We start from the raw sequence: 16,170 nt of genomic DNA, 5'->3' as shown, positions 1-16,170 counted from the left end.
AAGAGACAGGGCCCGTCCCCCCGGCGCCGGGGTTGGCACCAGCCCCGGCTCTGGCGCCAATCCCGGCCCGAACGGCACCCGAGCTCCGGCCGCCTCCGCCGGGTGGTGTTGGCCGTGGTCGGTGCGACGCTCGTACTCGGCGCCGTCGCCACCGGATGCACAGGCGGCGGGCATGCCACCGCCGGCCGGCAGGGTTCCGCCGACCCGGGACAGCCAGGATCGCCGGGCAGCCTCGCCGACGCGTTCGTCACGGTCGCCGGGGGCCGCCTGGAGCTGGCCGGCAAGCCGTGGCGTTTCACCGGGATCAACGTGTGGAACGCGAACACCCCCGCGGACGACAGCCGCTACGGCTGCGGGGAACCGGTGGATCTCGAGGAGGTCGCGCCCTCCCTCGGCAGCGGGGTGCAGGTGGTGCGCACCTGGTTCTTCCAGCGCCTGGCCACCACCCTCGACGGCCGCCGGGACTGGTCGACGTTCGACCGCACGATCGCCGCGGCGAAAAGCCGCGGCCTGCGCATCGTCGCGACCCTGGGCAACCAGTGGCCGCAGTGCGAGGGCTTCCCCACCTACCAGGCCGGCTACAAGACGCAGCAGTGGTACCAGACCGGCTACCGTTCCGCGCCGCCGCCCGGCCAGCCCGACAGCTACCGCGCGTGGGTGCGGGAGGCCGTCACCCGCTACCGCGACGAGCCGGCGATCGCCCTGTGGCAGCTGATGAACGAGGCCGAGGACGCGACGGCCTACCGCGGCCCGTGCGCCCCGAACGCCGCCGCGACCCTGCACTCGTTCGCCCAGGACATGGTCACCCTGGTGAAGAGCGTCGACCCCCACCACCTGGTCAGCGTCGGCACGGTCGGCGCCGGCCAGTGCGGCGCCGCCGCCGGCGAGTACGCGACCCTGCACGCGATCGGCGGCGTCGATGTCCTCGAGTACCACGACTACAGCCCCGCCCCGGTTCCCGGCGACCGGTGGAACGGCCTGGCCGAGCGGCTGCGCCAGGCCGCGGCGCTGCACAAGCCGCTCATCGTCGGGGAGATGGGCGTCGCCCCGCGGGAGGCCGGCGGGATCCCGGGGCGGGCCGCCCTCGTCAACCGCAAGATCGGCGCACAGCTGCAGGCCGGCGTCGCCGGCGTCCTGCTGTGGACGTGGCGCGGCAACGACTCCGGCGACGGCTACGACATCCTGCCCGGCGACCCGGTCCTCGGCGTCCTCGCCCGGGCGCTCGACCCCGCTCCTCGCCCGGGAAGCGGCCCCGCGAGCTGACGGTTCGTCCGGCGTGCTTCGCCGCGTCCGGTGGTCAGCAACTGCGTTGCAGCACGAGGGCCTTCGCCATGGCTCCCCACTCGTAGGCGATGTTGTAGGGCAGCGCGCGTGCTGGCATGGACGGAGCTTCCAGCTGCACGTCGCCGTGGAAGCAGCGGTCGACCCGCAGACGGGCCCGCGTCGCCTGGGTCCGCCGCGCGACGACGATGACCTTCCGCCAGCCGTCGCGACCCGCCAGCAGCCGGATCTCACGGCCCTCACCCTGGGTGGTGAACGGCTCCGGCCGAAAACAGATCACCCGCACCCCGGTGCCCGCCTCGGCGTCGGATGGGCACCAGCGGAGCGGCGTCGACACCACCAGCGTCGGCGCATATCCCGCCCGGCTCAGCGCCAGTGCCCGCCCCAACCCGCCATCCACGCCGCCGAGCACGACGATCGCGTCCGCTTTGGACGGCGCGTCGAGCGTCGGGAAGACGAACAGCCGCAAGGTCGAGACGATCAGCGTCACGACAACAACGACGGCGCCCAGACACAGCCACAGCCACCGTGATCTGCTGGTGCGCAGATCACGCGCTTCGGCAGGCTGACCAAGATCCGTGGCAGGCTGGGCATCCGAGGCGCCCTCGTCCTCGTGCCCGGCTGGACGGGTCAGGATGACCACACTTCCCGCAACTTGGAGGATCTCCACTCGTCCACCCACACCAACGACCGAGATCCGCCGATGTTCTCCACGACCCGCCGATGTGATCCGATTCATCGGCTGCCACAGAACCGCCGCCGACTCGGGTCCTGGGCAGGATCGACGCCAGCGCCTCGGCCAGGACGGTAAGCACCATACACAGTTCAACCCGTCCGGAAAAACACGAGCACGCCGCACGACCGCGTACTATCCGGACCGTTCGGCCTGCATCGCGGCAATCGCATCGTCGACCTCTGCCGACGGATCAGCGGCGGCGTCGCGCACGGCGAGTGACTCCTTCAGGCAGAAGCGCTGTGGCGGGCCGGCAGTCAATGGCCCCGGCCGGCGCCTGCCAGGCTCGGATGGCGACTCCGGCCCAGTCGTAATCGCGGAGCCCGTACGCAGTGGATCCGGCCGAGATCTGGCACCCCCTGGGCGGGCAGAGCGGCGATCAGCGCGTCGGCATGCTGTTCGGGCCACAAGAGGCGACTTCGCCTGTTCGCAGACACCGTCACCGAGCGTCAGCGTCCTGCTGTGGACCTAGCGCGGCAACGTGCCGGCGGCTACGACATCCAACCCGGCGGCCCGAGCCCTCGACGTCCTCGCCCGAGCCCTCGACTCTCGCGCGCGCCTACTGAGCTTCATACCCGGGCAGCGTGCCCCGCCGGCAACCGACCGGTCGACTGCGCGCGACGCCCCGCCGAGGGCGGCAGCAACCGACTCGGACGCGAAGATATGCCGCGCGGAAAAGCGTTCAGCGCGAACACCCCTCCGACGCATAGGGCCGGACCGCGGCCGCCCATCCAGGGCGCCTCATCACAACAGAAACAACAAACATCCATTAGGTTGCGGCTACAGCACGCGCGATGACCATAGGAAACACGATACCCACAGGAAGGCGGAGGTCGCACATTTTGATCACGCACACGGGTGCCTCACAAAGGGGCCTACGTCTTCCTTGAACGCCAACCCTAACCGACCTTGACGAAAATAGAGTGTAGTAGTAACTCTAAGTGATAGACGGCCCAGGCCGAACCCTCAACTCCTCCATTCTGCATCCATTTCATAACTCACAGTAGACGCTCCTTCTGTGGAAGTTATCTACTCGTCGCGACAGAGATTGAATATGACCAACTTCACATTTGGTGCCGAGATGCTTGATTTGCAGTCACTCGCACCATGGCCGGCCCACGTATGGGTAGGCGATGTGGGTACACTTCCAGGCAGTAGTCGGGAACCGCTAGGTCTGACCTCGACCCGGCATCGACTCACATCAAGCCGGGGGGATCTTGGTGCCTACAGACGTTGCGACACGCCCGAGACGGGCCATCATGCCCAATCGCAGGCCGGCGCAATGAAAATACTTTGCGTAATTCCCACTTTCAATGAATCGGGAAGCATCGCACAGGTTATATTCGGGTTGCGGGCGGCGGACACTACTATTGATATACTGGTGGTCGACGACGGAAGCACGGACGGCACGCTCGACATCATCAGGTCGGTTATGGCCACGGACGCCCGAGTGCACCTTCTGAGTCGGAGCTCGAAGCAAGGTCTGGGTGCCGCCTATCGTGCCGGATTCGATTGGGGCATCACACGAGGATACCAGCTACTAGTTGAGATCGATGGGGATCTTTCTCACGATCCGCGCGATCTTCCTCGTATGTTGGAAGCCGCATCAAAGGCCGACCTGGTAATCGGTTCCCGCTATATAAAAGGCGGTTCGACAGCAGGCTGGTCCCCACTGCGTAAGCTTATTTCGCGAACCGGAAACCGGTATGTCCAACGGGTACTCAGACTCCCAGTAGCCGACGCCACCGCGGGCTACCGGGTCTTCCACCACCATGTCCTGAGAGCTCTCCCGGTATCCGCGCTCACTTCTACCGGATACTGCTTTCAGGTAGAGACAGCATACCTCTCCTGGATCCACGGATTTCGAATCCAGGAGGTTCCGATCCTCTTCCGCGAGCGCGAGGCCGGGCAGTCCAAGATGTCATCCATGGTCGTCCTGGAGGCCCTCGCGAAAGTCACTCGCTGGGGACTGGCGGCTAAATGGTGTCCGGCTCCCCACAGCATCAGCAACCCTCACTGGCCGACCTCACAGAGTACGACCGAGGATTTCCCGGAGCAGCACGGGGGCCGATCGCTGGAAAAAGAATTGCAGGGGTAGGACACCTACCTCCGCAGAAATTCTTCATATGCCAGGACAAAGAGGCCGCCACATGCCGCTTCGGCAGACCGGGGGCGGCATACCAGAATCTTCCGCAGCCGAAAGCAGTCCAGAGCCAGATGTCGCCCTATACTTCGCCGGGTGAACTCCCGTAGATGACAGTTACTTTTCGTCCTTCCGATGCTCGCCGTGCCAGGCTTCCGGAACGCCGAGATGTCTTCGACGAAGATCCGCTGTGGCACCAGCCGGGCGAACCCGTACCCGGTCGAGGCCTTCTTCGTCGGGTCAGGTTCCCACTTCTCGCGATCGCATTTGTCGTCACACTTATGTGGCTTCAGCCGGGTCCTTGGGCCTCCGGCGCCGCGGCTTTGATGACTCTCGCCCTCGTCGCAGGCTCGGGGCGCCCACGGAGTCAGGTGTGGATCGCGACAAGTACGGTCGGAGTCCTCTTCAGCACGGTCGACTACCTTACTTGGCGGATCTCGGTCACGAACTGGTCGGCAGCATGGCTGGCGCTTCCCCTCCTCGTCGCCGAGGTCTTCGGGGCCCTTCACGCACTCGGGCTACAGGCAACCATCTGGCCGAAGGAGCCCCCTCCGTTACGGCAGATTGACGACCCAAGCCACTTTCCAATCTATATTCTGATCCCCACTGCCGGCGAGTCGATGTCTGTACTTGGCCCGACAGTCAACGGTGCCATCGCGGCTCGCTCGGAATACCTGCGGCTGAACCCGGAGGCTCGGGTCCATATCATCGTCTGCAATGACGGGCGCGTGGCGGGAAACCCCGACTGGCATCTGGTGGAAAGCTGCGTCAGACAGCTCGGAGTTACCTGCATCACCCGAACGGTGGGGGGCGGGGCCAAGGCTGGGAACATCGAGAACGTTCGTCACCTGGTCGGTGCCACCGGAGACGCCCTGCTAGCGGTCTTCGACGCCGACATGGTGCCGACCCCTGATTTTCTTATTGCCACACTGCCGCCCTTTTCCGATCCTGAGGTCGGCTGGGTTCAGACCGCACAGTACTATCGCAATACAGATCTTCCGGTAGCTCGCTGGGCCGCAGACCAGCAGGCACTCTTCTATGATGTGCTCTGCCCGGGAAAGGCCGCCCGAAACGCGTCCTTCATCTGCGGAACAAATGTCGTGATCAGAGCCATGGCACTGGACTCGATCGGCGGGATGCCGCAGGACTCGGTCACCGAGGACTTTGCGGCGTCTATCCGGTTGGCACCCGACTGGCGCGGAGTCTATCTTGAGGGAAAATTCGCCGAGGGACTCGGCCCCGTCGATGCCGCCAGTTACCTGAAGCAGCAGAACCGTTGGGCGCGTGGCACCTTCGAAGTTCTCAAGACCCACTGGTCAGACCTTGTCCATCCACGAAGCAGGCTGACGGGGGCGCAACGCCTTCAGTACAGCCTGGCCTGCACCCACTATATTTCGGGGTTTCGCGACCTTGTCTATCTACTGACTCCGATCATCTTCGTCGTGACGCAGATTCCCGCGGTGCGGGGCGCGGATGCGGCCGGCTTCCTTCGACATTTTCTTCCTTATTTTCTCTTTGGGCAGTCGGCTTTTTGGGCGGCGGCACGAGGCCGGTCGACCTGGCGAGGAATTATTGCCGGATTTATCTCCTTCCCTGCACTCACGGCAGCCGCACTGACCGTGATCAGCGGGTCTCGCAGCAGCTTTACCATCACTGCAAAGCAACGCGATGGATCGGTGTCGTGGCGTCCAATCCTACCGCACCTCGCAGCTTTGGCACTCTGTCTTTTCGGGCTGGCTGTTGTAGCCTTTCGTGGGTTTTCCGCACCTGACCTTATTGCCGGTGCGTGGATCATTTACATGGCCGCAATGCTAGTCGTATTCTGCTCGCTCACATTTGGCGACGCGTTCCGAAGCCCAGGCGCACGCCGGGCTCCGCGAGCCCCCCGGAGGCGGCTCGTGGTGAACGTGCCGGTGCCACTTCGGCTGACCGCGGCCGCCGTAAGCGTAATCTCATTCACCCTCAGCATCCATTCGGGAGCCCGGCCTCCGCATCCGACAGCCTTTCATCCGGCCCCCTGCGCGCATGCGCTGCCTGCAGGCTTGGCCGTGACGACGGGACCGGACGCGGGATATGTCGAACTTGCCCGCAAGTTGAACATGACGGGGATTTCTGCCCGTTCCGTCGAGATCGGAAGTAGTTTCCCCGCGGAATGGGCTGATCGAGTTCGCACGAGCGGTGGTATACCTTGGTTGACGCTCGTTTTCACCCACAACGGAAAGAGCTCGCTCGACTCTACGCTGCCTGCCATCGTGAACTCTGTCCAGGACACCGCCATCCGGCGATGGGCCAAGGAGATCGCGAAATGGGGGCATCCTCTGTATCTGACGGTGTTGCCGTCGGTGGACCGTAACTACGTGGCTAGTTCCGCCGTGGCCAATGGGGGGGTTCCGACAGACTCCGCCAGAGCATGGACGCATATCCGTCGCATCTTTGACCACGCTCATGCCGACAACGTCGCCTGGACCTGGCAGCCCGCCGCTCCATCGGACGGTGCCCGCTACCGACCACCGACTGACCAAATCGATGTAGTCGCTGTCACCTGGATCCAATATCCCGGGACACAATGGGTGGCGCCAAAGGAGGAACTCGACCGTATACAGCTGACTTATCCGAACAAGCCGCTACTGGTAACCTTCTCCGCAGCAGGCGATCCGAATCAGGTCGGCGCCTGGATAGGTGCTGCAGTCAGCGCCGCAAAAGCCTACCAGGCAATCGGTCTAATTTATCAGACCGACGGCCCCGACCCCTATGCTGCTCGCAAGGATCTTGCGGCATGGCGCGCGGGAGCTTATCTCACGGCTCAAATCCTCGGCGAGCAGGGTGTCAAGCCCGTGAGTGCCGAAGCATCGAGCCCCGAAAACTGCGGAGCGGTCTCATGAGCACCCAAACCCTTGAGATCCCTCGACGTGCCCACCATCGGTGGACCGCGGCAGCGCCCCCCGACACGCGACATCGCCAGCGGGCCCGGCTTCTATTCGGCCGGCGTTTCGGGTTGGCCGCTGTACTGGTAGTGCAGGTGTCGATGACCCTCGGTCTGTCCGCGACCGCATTCCAAGATGAGGCGCTCTATCTTGACGCGGGCCACCAGATATTGGACTCGTGGCGACACGGGAATCCAATTAACGAGGATTTCGGTTCTTATTTCTCGGGCTCTCCATACGTCTATCCACCTCTTGGCGCTCTGGCCGACACGGTGGGTGGCCTCGCCGGTGCCCGTCTGTTCAGTCTGGTCTGTTGCGTCATCACGACTGCGCTGGTCGCCTCGGTAGGGCGATGTCTGTACGGGCAGACCGCCGGAGTTGCGGGTGCCGCTGCTTTCGTCCTCTCCGGCCCGGTACTGTTCGTCGGGCATTTCGCCACCTACGATGCGATGGCTCTGATGCTGTTGGTCGCCGGGCTGGCGATGGGGCTACGCGCCGCCGAGAACGGCCGTAGATGGCGCGCCGGACTACTGGCGTCCTGCTCAGGTTTCCTGCTCGCAGGTGCCGTCGTCACGAAGTATGTCGCCGCCCTGTTTGTGCCGTCCATCCTGCTGTTAATCCTCATGACGGTGTTTCGGATGGCAAGGCCGTCGGCGCCCGATTTTCTGGGCGGAAAGAGATCCCGGGAACCAGCGATCCGTGCCCGCTCGGCGGGTCGACTACTCTGCGTTGCGCTGGGGATGACACTCGGAGCCGTCGGGGTGGTCGGATGCTGGTTGTGGCTGACCGGGACCGACCAGCTATCCGGCCTTGTCACCACGACTCTGTCACGGAAAGCGCTCGGCCCCACCTCTCCTGTCGAGGTGGCCCGGCAAGGCCTGGAATGGGCCGCGCCAACCCTCCTGGTAGCCGTGCTGGGAATGGTGCTCATCGGAAGGCGTCGACCCGCGCTGACGGCTCTGCTGCTACTCTCCTCACTCTTGCCGATCATCTTCCAGGCCCGCTCCGGCGAACTGACTTCTCTGCACAAGCATGTTGCGTTCGGCCTCGTCTTCGCCGCACCACTTGCCGGCGCTGGCGTGGCCTTCATCTTGGGCCGGATAGAGCTGTACGACTCGCGGCGCCAGCTGGCACCGCGGCTACTGGCGGTCTCGCTAGCGGCCGTCATGTTGCTGGCAAGCGGAGTTCGCAACGCTCATGAACTTTTCCGTGGCTGGGCAGACAGCAAGCCCCTGACGGCCCTGCTGATGACGCAGGTCCGGTTCGGGTCCGGCCATTATCTGGTTGAGGAATCCGAGGTGCCTCGCTACTACCTGGAAGGGCTGACAGCGCCCTGGCAATGGAACGGCACCTATTTTCTCTATTATCAGGACACCAGGAACGGCGCGGCTTACACCGGGCTCGATGCATACCGTCACGCGCTTACCGACCGCTACTTCGACGTCGTGGTCCTTCGGTTCGGGCCGACAGCAACCCTCGACTGGCAGATTCAGGACATCCTGAACGACAGGACGAAGTACCGGAAGATCACGAAACTACCCGAACCCGGTGGTTGGACTGTCTGGCATCGCACGGATTCCTGAGCATCGGACCGTAGGCTGATGATGCGAGAGTCGCCGGCCGGCATGCACCGACCTCGGGCGACCCTCCCAAGGTCGGTGACCAGCCCGACCCGCGCATGGTCCCCCGACGCCAGAAGTATCAGGCGGACGTGGACCGGGATCAAAGAATTGCTGCGCTAGCAAAGAGGTGCGTCGATATCAACCCGAGATCGACTCGCTAATAGGCGCCTTCGCGGCGTAGTACGGCGAAGACGGTGCGCCACAGGATGTAGAAGTCGAGTGGCAGGGACCAGTTCTGGACGTAGCGCAGGTCGAGGCGGACCGACTCGTCCCATTCAAGATCGGATCGCCCGGAGATCTGCCACAGGCCGGTCAGGCCCGGTTTGACCATGAGGCGACGGTGAACGTCGTCCTCGTACTGAGCAACCTCGGCGGGCAACGGTGGGCGCGGGCCAACGAGGGACATCGTTCCGTTGGCGATGTTCAGCAGCTGCGGCAGCTCGTCGAGCGACCACTTGCGCAGGAACTTGCCGACCTTCGTGATCCGGGGATCATCGCGCATCTTGAACAGCAGGCCCTCGGCGCGCTCGTTCTGCTCCGCGAGCTCCGCCTTGCGCGCCTCCGCGTCGGTGTACATCGAGCGGAACTTGAACATGGTGAACGGCCGGCCGTCGCACCCGACCCGGATCTGGCGGAAGATTGCCGGGCCGGGGCTGGTGAGGCGGACCGCGAGCGCCAGCGTCAGGAACAGCGGCGCGGACAGCAGCAGCACACCGATGGCCACGCTGCGGTCGAACAGGCCCTTCACGGCCCGGCGCGCGCCGGTCAGCTCCGGCTCCTCGATGTGCAGCAGCGGCAGGCCCGCCACGGGGCGGATCGAGATCCGCGGGCCGGTCACGTCGGTCAGCGCCGAGGAGACCAGCACGTCGACGTCGCTGCCCTCCAGCATCCACAGCACCCGGCGCAGCGTCTCCCCGTCCATCTGCGGGCTGATGGCCACGGTGGTCGCCCGGGTCGCGCGGATGGCGGTGTGCAGGCTCTCGGACGTGCCAACGATGGGCACACCCAGCAGGTCGAAGCCCCCCCGGTCCGCGTAGTCGTGGCTGTGCCGACCGGGCGAGCGGTCCAGTACGACGCCGACGACCGACCAGCCCGCGGTGGGGTCTCGCCGCGCGAGCCGGACGAGCGACGCCGCCGAGTCGCCGGCGCCGACGACGAGCACCCGGTGCAGGCCGCGGCCACCGCGGCGCAGGCGGTGCAGGTAGCCGCGGGCAGCGCAGCGGCCGAGCACCGTCAGCAGGATCGCGGCGGGGAACGCGATGAGGACGTAGGCGCGGGCGAGCTCGGCCTTGGTCGCATACGACAGCACGGCCACGACCGCGGTCAGGTGCGCGGCGGCGTTGAGGACCCGGCGGAACTCCTCCGACCCGCTGCCGAGGAAGCGGCTCTCGTAGGCGCGCCCCAGGAACATCGCCAGCACCCAGACGATGGGCAGCACGACCGACATCACCACATAGGGCTTCGCGGAGATGGGCTTCAGGTCGAACTCGACCAGCCCGCCGAACCGCACGAGGTAGGCCACGCCGGCGGCGATCACGCAGGCCGCCGCGTCCGAACCCACCAGTAACCAGCCGAATCGACGCTCCCAGGGCACCTTGGCCCGGTAGCCCTCGAATTCGCCGGCGCGGTCCTCGGGACCGAGCGGGACACCGCTGCCGTCACCAGCATCCCCACGGGCGCCGCGACCTCCCGCGGCCCCGGGCCAGCCAGAAACGTCACTCCCGGTAATGGTCTCGGGCCCGCCGAAGACGTAGCTCTCACCTGCGGCCCCGGCCCCGCCGAGGGCGTCACCCTCCGCCGTCTCCAACCCGCCGGGCGCCCCGGGCTGGGCTCGCATCCACTGCGCCGGGATCGCCTGTTCCGTCGTGGGCGGGGCAGCCTGCGCCCCGGCCTCGGCCAGCTGCTGCGGGCCCGTCGGTATCAGCCTTCTCCTGATGTTGGTCAGCGTACGTTCGTCGTAGACATCGTCTTTTTTGTCCGGTTCGTTGCCATTGGGCCCAGTCTTCGAGTCGCTCCCCAACCCGATCCTGGCATCGCTGAAGACAGTGTCCGTCACCTGGCAGACCCCCCATGGTCACGACCTTCGTTGGCCGACGACGACGGAAAGCGGACTTGTACACCGACGGCCCTGGTCACGGCACATGACGCTGCATCCCGGCCACCGGCCGAGCCCACCTGACTCGCCGCATCACCGGCTATACGGACCCCCCGTCCGGCCGGCACTGTAGGTGCGCAGCCAACTCTAACGTCCCGGCATCGCCAGATCTATACCGGCATCGCGTGATGGCTCGCGTGCGTGACATAAATCGCTGCTGGACCGATTCGCACGAAATCCGTGCCCGAGACACTTTTGCTCCGTCGGGAGCACGCCGGACGGACCGGAACCCGGTTCGCTTCCACCGCATGTCAAAATTGGGCAAACCGCCCATTTAACGACCGCAGTCTTAGTCACGCACGGTGAGAGTCCGCCGTCGCCAGGCGGCGGTCAGGCGGTCAGGCGGTCAGGCGGTCAGGTAACGGCGTAGCAGCCGTTCGCCCTCATCGATCGCGGCGAGCTCGACGTACTCGTCGCGGGTGTGGGCGAGGTTCGGGTCGCCCGGACCGTAGTTCAGTGCCGGGATGCCGAGCTCGGCGAAGCGCGCGACGTCCGTCCAGCCGTACTTCGCCACCGGGACCCGGCCGGTGGCGGCGACGAAGGCGGCCGCGGCCGGCGCGGCCAGCCCGGGCGGCGCGCCGCCCGCCCGGTCGGTCAGCTCCAGGTCAAAGCCGTCGAAGAGCTCCCGGACATGGGCGAAGGCCCCCTGCGGAGTCCGGTCCGGCGCGAAGCGGAAGTTCACCGTGACCCGGCACAGGTCGGGGATCACGTTGCCGGCCACGCCGCCGTCGATGCGGACCGCGGACAGCCCCTCGCGGTAGGTGCACCCGTCCAGCGTCACCGTCCGGGCCTGGTACTCGCCCAGGCGGCGCAGGACCTCGCCCGCCTTGTGGATGGCGTTGTCGCCGAGCCAGGAACGGGCGGAGTGCGCCCGGGTGCCGGGCAGCGTGACGACGGCGCGCAGCGTTCCCTGGCAGCCGGCCTCCACCTCGCCGGAGGTCGGCTCCATGAGGATGGCGAGATCCGCGTCCAGCCAGTCCCGGTGCCGCTCGGCGAGGCGGCGCAGCCCGTTGCGGTCGGCGGTGACCTCTTCGTTGTCGTAGCAGATCCAGGTGACGTCGTGCCGCAGCGCGCCGGTGCCGGTGCCGGTGAGCGGGAGGGTGGCTGCCAGCCGAAGCGCGATCGCCACGCCCGCCTTCATGTCGGACGTGCCGCAGCCGTAGAGGCGCCCGCCCACCACCCGCGCGGGCAGATTCTCCGCCAGCGGGACCGTGTCCAGATGCCCGGCGAGCAGGATCCGGGACGGCCGGCCCAGGAAGGTCCGGGCCACCACGGCGTCACCGTCTCGCTCGACCTGCAGCCCGTCGACCGCCGCGAGAGCCTTCTCCACCGCATCCGCCAGCGGAGCCTCCCCGCCGCTCACGGACGGCACGTCGACGAGCTGCCGGGTGAGCTCGCCGACCGGGGCGGTGAGATCCAGTTCCATACCGACGACCCTACGGCCCGCGCGCCGACGCACCGCGCCCGACAAAGCGATGGTCAGCCGGCGATGCCGTGCTCGCGCAGGACGTCGTTCAGCGCCAGCTTGTCGTGGATCTCGCCCTCGGCGAGGGTGCGCAGCACCAGGATGCACGGCATGGCGAACTCCCCGCCGGGAAACGACTTCAGCCGGCTGGAACCGACGGCGACCGCCCGCTCGGGGATCTCGCCGCGCGGGTACTCCTCGCCGGTGGTCGCGTCGAACACGTGGGTGGACGCGGTCAGGATCCCGCCGGCGCCGAGCTTGGCGCCGCGGCGCACCCGGGCTCCGTCGACGACCATGCACCGGCTGCCGACGAAGGCGTCGTCCTCGACGACGACCGGGACCGCGTTCGGCGGTTCGAGCACGCCGCCGAGCCCGACCCCGCCCGAGAGGTGCACGTTGCGGCCGACCTGGGCGCAGGACCCGACGGTCGCCCAGGTGTCGACCAGGGTGCCCGCGCCGACATAGCCGCCGATGTTGGTGTAGCTGGGCATGAGGATCGCGCCGGGCTGGACGTGCGCACCCCAGCGGACGATGGCCCCCGGCACCACCCGGACGCCGTCGAAGCGGGTCTTCAGCGGCATCCGGTCGTGGTAGTGGAAGTCCCCGGCGGCCGACTCGGCCATCGGTAGAACCTTGAAGGACAACAGGATCGCCCGCTTGGCCCGCTCGTCGACGACGACCGAGCCGTCCGCGGCGACGGTCGCGACGCGGGCGACCCCGGCGTCGATGGCGTCGACGGCCGCGACGACGGTCTTCCGGGCATCGGCGTCGTCAGGGGTCAGATCGGCCCGGCGATCCCACAGTTCGTCGACGATGGGATCGATCGGGGAGTCGAAAGTCGTGTTGGGTGCGGTCACAGGCCCGACCTTATGAGGTCGGCCGCGCTGCCGGCCACGGTGCCGGCCACGCTGTGGCTCCGCCCGTTCCTCCACCAGCCCGTCGACGCGGAGCTCGCGGGGTCGATCCTGGCGGCAGCGGCTGCTGTTGCTGCGGCCGGCCCACCGGCCGGCCGCAGCGTCAGCGAATGTCCGGCTCGCCGTTCCACGGGCCGCCGGCGGCGTGGCGGCCGGCCCCGGAGGGCGGGCCCTGGCCGGTCGGCGGGTCGTCGTAGTCGGCCGGCCGGCCGTAGCCCGCGGGGTCCTCGTAGCCGCCCGCGTCGTCGTATCCGGCCTGGCTGTCGCGCTGGGTCGGCTCCTCGTAGCCGCCCGGGCGGGCGCCGTGGGCGGAATGCCGCCCGTAGCGCGGGGAGCGCTCGTAGCCGGGCTGCCCCTCATAACCGGGCTGCCCCTCATAGCCGGGCTGGCCCTGATAGCCAGGCTGCCCTTGGTAGTTGGGCTGCCCCTCGTAGCCGGGCTGCCCCTCGTAGCCGGATGTGCCCTCGTAGCTGGGCTGCCCCTCGTAGCCCACCGGCCGCTGCTCGTACACGGGCCGGGTCTCGTAGGACGCCGCGGACTCGTAACGCGCCCGCGCCGGCCCGGCCGGGTAGCCCGGGGCCGGAGGATATCCGCCCGGCTGGCCGCCGTAGCCGGCCGGGGGCCCGGACTGCGGGTAGCCACCGCCGGCCGGCGGGCCACCGGCCGGCCCGGTCTGGTGCGACCCCGTGCCCGGATGGCCCGCCACGACCGCCGGCGCCAGCATGGTCATCCGCTCGGGAACCGTCGCCACCTGGGAGTCCGGCGCCGTGAGGGCGACCCGGACGTGCTGGCGCCCGCCCTCGCCGTAGAACGTGCCCGGAGCGACCAGCACGCCGACCCCGGCGAGGGCGTCGACCGTGGCCCACGCGTCCTCGCCGCGGGTGGCCCACAGGTACAGGCCGGCCTCGCTGTGGTCGATGGTGAATCCGGCGACCGCCAGCGCCGCCGCGAGCACCGCCCGCCGGTTGGCGTAGCGGGCCCGCTGGTCGGCGACGTGCATGTCGTCGGCGTAGGCGGCGGCCATCGCCGCCGTCACCGGCGTCGGCATCATGAAACCGGCGTGCTTGCGGACCCCGAGCAAGCCCTCGACGAGCGCCGGGTCACCGGTGACGAAGCCGGCCCGGTAGCCCGCGAGGTTCGACCGTTTCGACAGGGAGTGCACCGCGAGCAGGCCCTCGTGCGAACCGCCGCAGACGTCCGGATGCAGCACCGAGACGGGCCGGCTCTCCCAGCCCAGCTCGATGTAGCACTCGTCGCTGGCGACGATGACACCCCGCTCGCGGGCCCAGGTGACCACGGCCCGCATCTCGTCGATCGTCAGCACCCGGCCCGTCGGGTTTCCGGGCGAGTTCAGCCAGACGAGCGTCACCCCGTCCGCGGGGCCGATGACCGGCTCGCAGCGGGCCAGCAGCGCACCGACCTCGTAGGTCGGGTAAGCCGGTGTCGGTACCCAGACCCGGTCCCCTGGTTCGAGACCGAGCTGCCCCGGGAGCTGGGCGACCAGCTCCTTGGTACCGAGCACCGGCAGGACGGCCCCCGGATCGACGAGGACGCCGAGCCGGCGGGCCAACCAGCCCGCCGCCGACTCTCGAAGATCCGGGGTGCCGCTCGTCAACGGATAGCCCGGAGCATCCGCGGCACCGGCCAGCGCCTGTTGGACGACGACCGGTGTGGAGTCGACCGGAGTCCCGACCGAGAGGTCGACGAGCCCGTAGGGGTGCGTGCGGGCCTTCTCCTTGAACGAGACGAGCTGGTCCCAGGGGAAGTCGGGCAGCCGCACCCGGGAACGGGCAGGTGACCGCAGGACTCCGGAGGTGTTGCCCGACCGCCCAGCGCCGCTCAGGACTCGCCCTGGGGGGCCAGCGCGGCGACCGCCGGCGGGTCGAAGTCCAGTGCGCCGACCTTCGAGGCACCCCCCGGCGAACCGAGTTCCTCGAAGAAGTTCGCGTTGGTGTCGGTGTACCCCTTCCACTGATCGGGGACATCGTCCTCGTAGTAGATGGCCTCCACCGGGCAGACGGGCTCACATGCTCCGCAGTCGACGCACTCGTCGGGCTGGATGTAGAGCATCCGTCCGCCCTCGTAGATGCAGTCGACCGGGCACTCTTCGATACAGGCCCTGTCCTTGACATCGACGCAGGGCTCCGCGATGACGTAGGTCACCGGTTGTTCCTCCTCGGGCTCGCGGGCGACTGAGTCCTTAGTATCGACATGGACAGTTCCGTGTCGACAACAAGGGCGTGCACTGGTGGTGTATGTCGTCCGCATCACTCAGGCCGACATCGGCGCGCGAGTCATGATCCGCAGGCGCATCCCGGGTCCGATACCTCTCAGTGACGTTCTCGGGACATTGCGGTCATGGTCAGCGCACGTGTTGACGGTCGAAACGGCGGAGGGCACGCGCGTCCAGATTACCGAGGATGACGTGGTCGCGGCACGCGCCATACCCCCTCGACCCCCCGCGCGGCGAGCACGCGCCGGCGCGGATGCGCAGGTCCCGACCGCACCAGGTCGCCTGGAGGCCGCAGTGGACATACCGGCTCCGGGCACCATCGTCCGAACCCGGCCGGTCCGGCGCGCGACAATCCCAGACATGACGGAACAGGGCACTGCGCCGAACCCGGCCCCGGGAACGGCGACCGAGGCTACCGGCGGGCAGGCGGCGCCCCCGGGCGACGCGGGCGAGGCGGCGCCCCCGGGCGACGCAGGCGAGACGGCGCGCGGATGAGCGCCCGCGGCCGCAACCGATTCGCCGAGGTCATCCGGCACGAGCCCATCGACCTGGCCGTCGCCTGCCACCTGCTCGCCGCCGAGGCGGACGCGACCGCCGACGACGCCGACGCCGCGGCCACCCTCGAGGCCCTGAACGCCCTCGCCGCCCGCGCCCGCCCGCTGCTCGCCGCCCGGGCCACCGCCAGCCGGGGTTTCCCGAG

At 67.8% G+C, this 16,170-nt stretch carries 11 protein-coding genes and 1 pseudogene; 6 read left to right on the top strand and 6 right to left on the bottom strand.

Annotation, left to right across the window (positions count from 1 at the left end):
• Positions 1-114: 114 nt before the first annotated feature.
• Positions 115-1,263, top strand: a complete 1,149-nt coding sequence (locus tag NBZ85_RS14260) for a cellulase family glycosylhydrolase (RefSeq protein ID WP_261562051.1) — start codon at positions 115-117, stop codon at positions 1,261-1,263.
• A 34-nt stretch (positions 1,264-1,297) separates the two neighbouring features.
• Here the strand turns inward: NBZ85_RS14260 and NBZ85_RS14255 are convergent, their stop codons facing one another.
• Positions 1,298-1,951, bottom strand: a complete 654-nt coding sequence (locus NBZ85_RS14255) for a YdcF family protein (RefSeq protein WP_261556612.1) — start codon at positions 1,949-1,951, stop codon at positions 1,298-1,300.
• A 1,117-nt stretch (positions 1,952-3,068) separates the two neighbouring features.
• Here NBZ85_RS14255 and NBZ85_RS33130 point away from each other — a divergent pair.
• The 3 genes from NBZ85_RS33130 to NBZ85_RS14245 all read left to right on the top strand — a co-directional run bounded on the left by NBZ85_RS33130 (position 3,069) and on the right by NBZ85_RS14245 (position 8,664).
• Positions 3,069-4,112 (top strand): polyprenol monophosphomannose synthase, encoded by a 1,044-nt coding sequence (locus NBZ85_RS33130; RefSeq protein ID WP_368861378.1) that lies wholly within the window; start codon positions 3,069-3,071, stop codon positions 4,110-4,112.
• A 416-nt stretch (positions 4,113-4,528) separates the two neighbouring features.
• The gene (locus NBZ85_RS14250; protein WP_261562050.1) at positions 4,529-7,039 is read left to right on the top strand and encodes a glycosyltransferase; all 2,511 of its coding nucleotides are present in this window, start codon (positions 4,529-4,531) and stop codon (positions 7,037-7,039) included.
• Between the two features lie 143 nt (positions 7,040-7,182).
• Positions 7,183-8,664, top strand: coding sequence for an ArnT family glycosyltransferase (locus tag NBZ85_RS14245; RefSeq protein ID WP_261562049.1), 1,482 nt, complete (start codon positions 7,183-7,185; stop codon positions 8,662-8,664).
• A gap of 196 nt (positions 8,665-8,860) precedes the next feature.
• Here NBZ85_RS14245 and NBZ85_RS14240 read toward each other — a convergent pair whose 3' ends face one another.
• The 5 genes from NBZ85_RS14240 to fdxA form a co-directional block, all read right to left on the bottom strand.
• Positions 8,861-10,759 (bottom strand): sugar transferase, encoded by a 1,899-nt coding sequence (locus NBZ85_RS14240; RefSeq protein ID WP_261556616.1) that lies wholly within the window; start codon positions 10,757-10,759, stop codon positions 8,861-8,863.
• 445 nt (positions 10,760-11,204) lie between these two features.
• Complete coding sequence (gene dapE / locus NBZ85_RS14235; protein WP_261556617.1) at positions 11,205-12,284, bottom strand: succinyl-diaminopimelate desuccinylase; 1,080 nt, start codon at positions 12,282-12,284, stop codon at positions 11,205-11,207.
• Between the two features lie 53 nt (positions 12,285-12,337).
• A complete protein-coding gene (locus tag NBZ85_RS14230) occupies positions 12,338-13,180 on the bottom strand; it encodes a 2,3,4,5-tetrahydropyridine-2,6-dicarboxylate N-succinyltransferase (RefSeq protein WP_261556618.1) in 843 nt (280 codons plus the stop codon).
• Between the two features lie 160 nt (positions 13,181-13,340).
• A complete protein-coding gene (dapC, locus tag NBZ85_RS14225; protein ID WP_261562048.1) occupies positions 13,341-15,017 on the bottom strand; it encodes a succinyldiaminopimelate transaminase in 1,677 nt (558 codons plus the stop codon).
• Positions 15,018-15,076: 59 nt separating this feature from the next.
• A complete protein-coding gene (fdxA, locus tag NBZ85_RS14220) occupies positions 15,077-15,400 on the bottom strand; it encodes a ferredoxin (RefSeq protein ID WP_009742053.1) in 324 nt (107 codons plus the stop codon).
• Positions 15,401-15,485: 85 nt separating this feature from the next.
• Here fdxA and NBZ85_RS33770 point away from each other — a divergent pair, with 85 nt between their 5' ends.
• Positions 15,486-15,965, top strand: a complete 480-nt coding sequence (locus NBZ85_RS33770; RefSeq protein ID WP_438803083.1) for a putative acetyltransferase — start codon at positions 15,486-15,488, stop codon at positions 15,963-15,965.
• Positions 15,962-16,170, top strand: a pseudogene (locus NBZ85_RS14215) (transglutaminase-like domain-containing protein); the annotation flags it as partial. The gene NBZ85_RS33770 and the pseudogene NBZ85_RS14215, both read left to right, overlap by 4 nt.

The sequence above is a fragment of the Frankia tisae genome (assembly GCF_025403405.1).
In the GTDB taxonomy this organism is placed as follows: domain Bacteria; phylum Actinomycetota; class Actinomycetes; order Frankiales; family Frankiaceae; genus Frankia; species Frankia tisai.
Note: the sequence above shows the minus strand (reverse complement) of the source record. Positions and strands in the feature narration are given on the sequence as shown.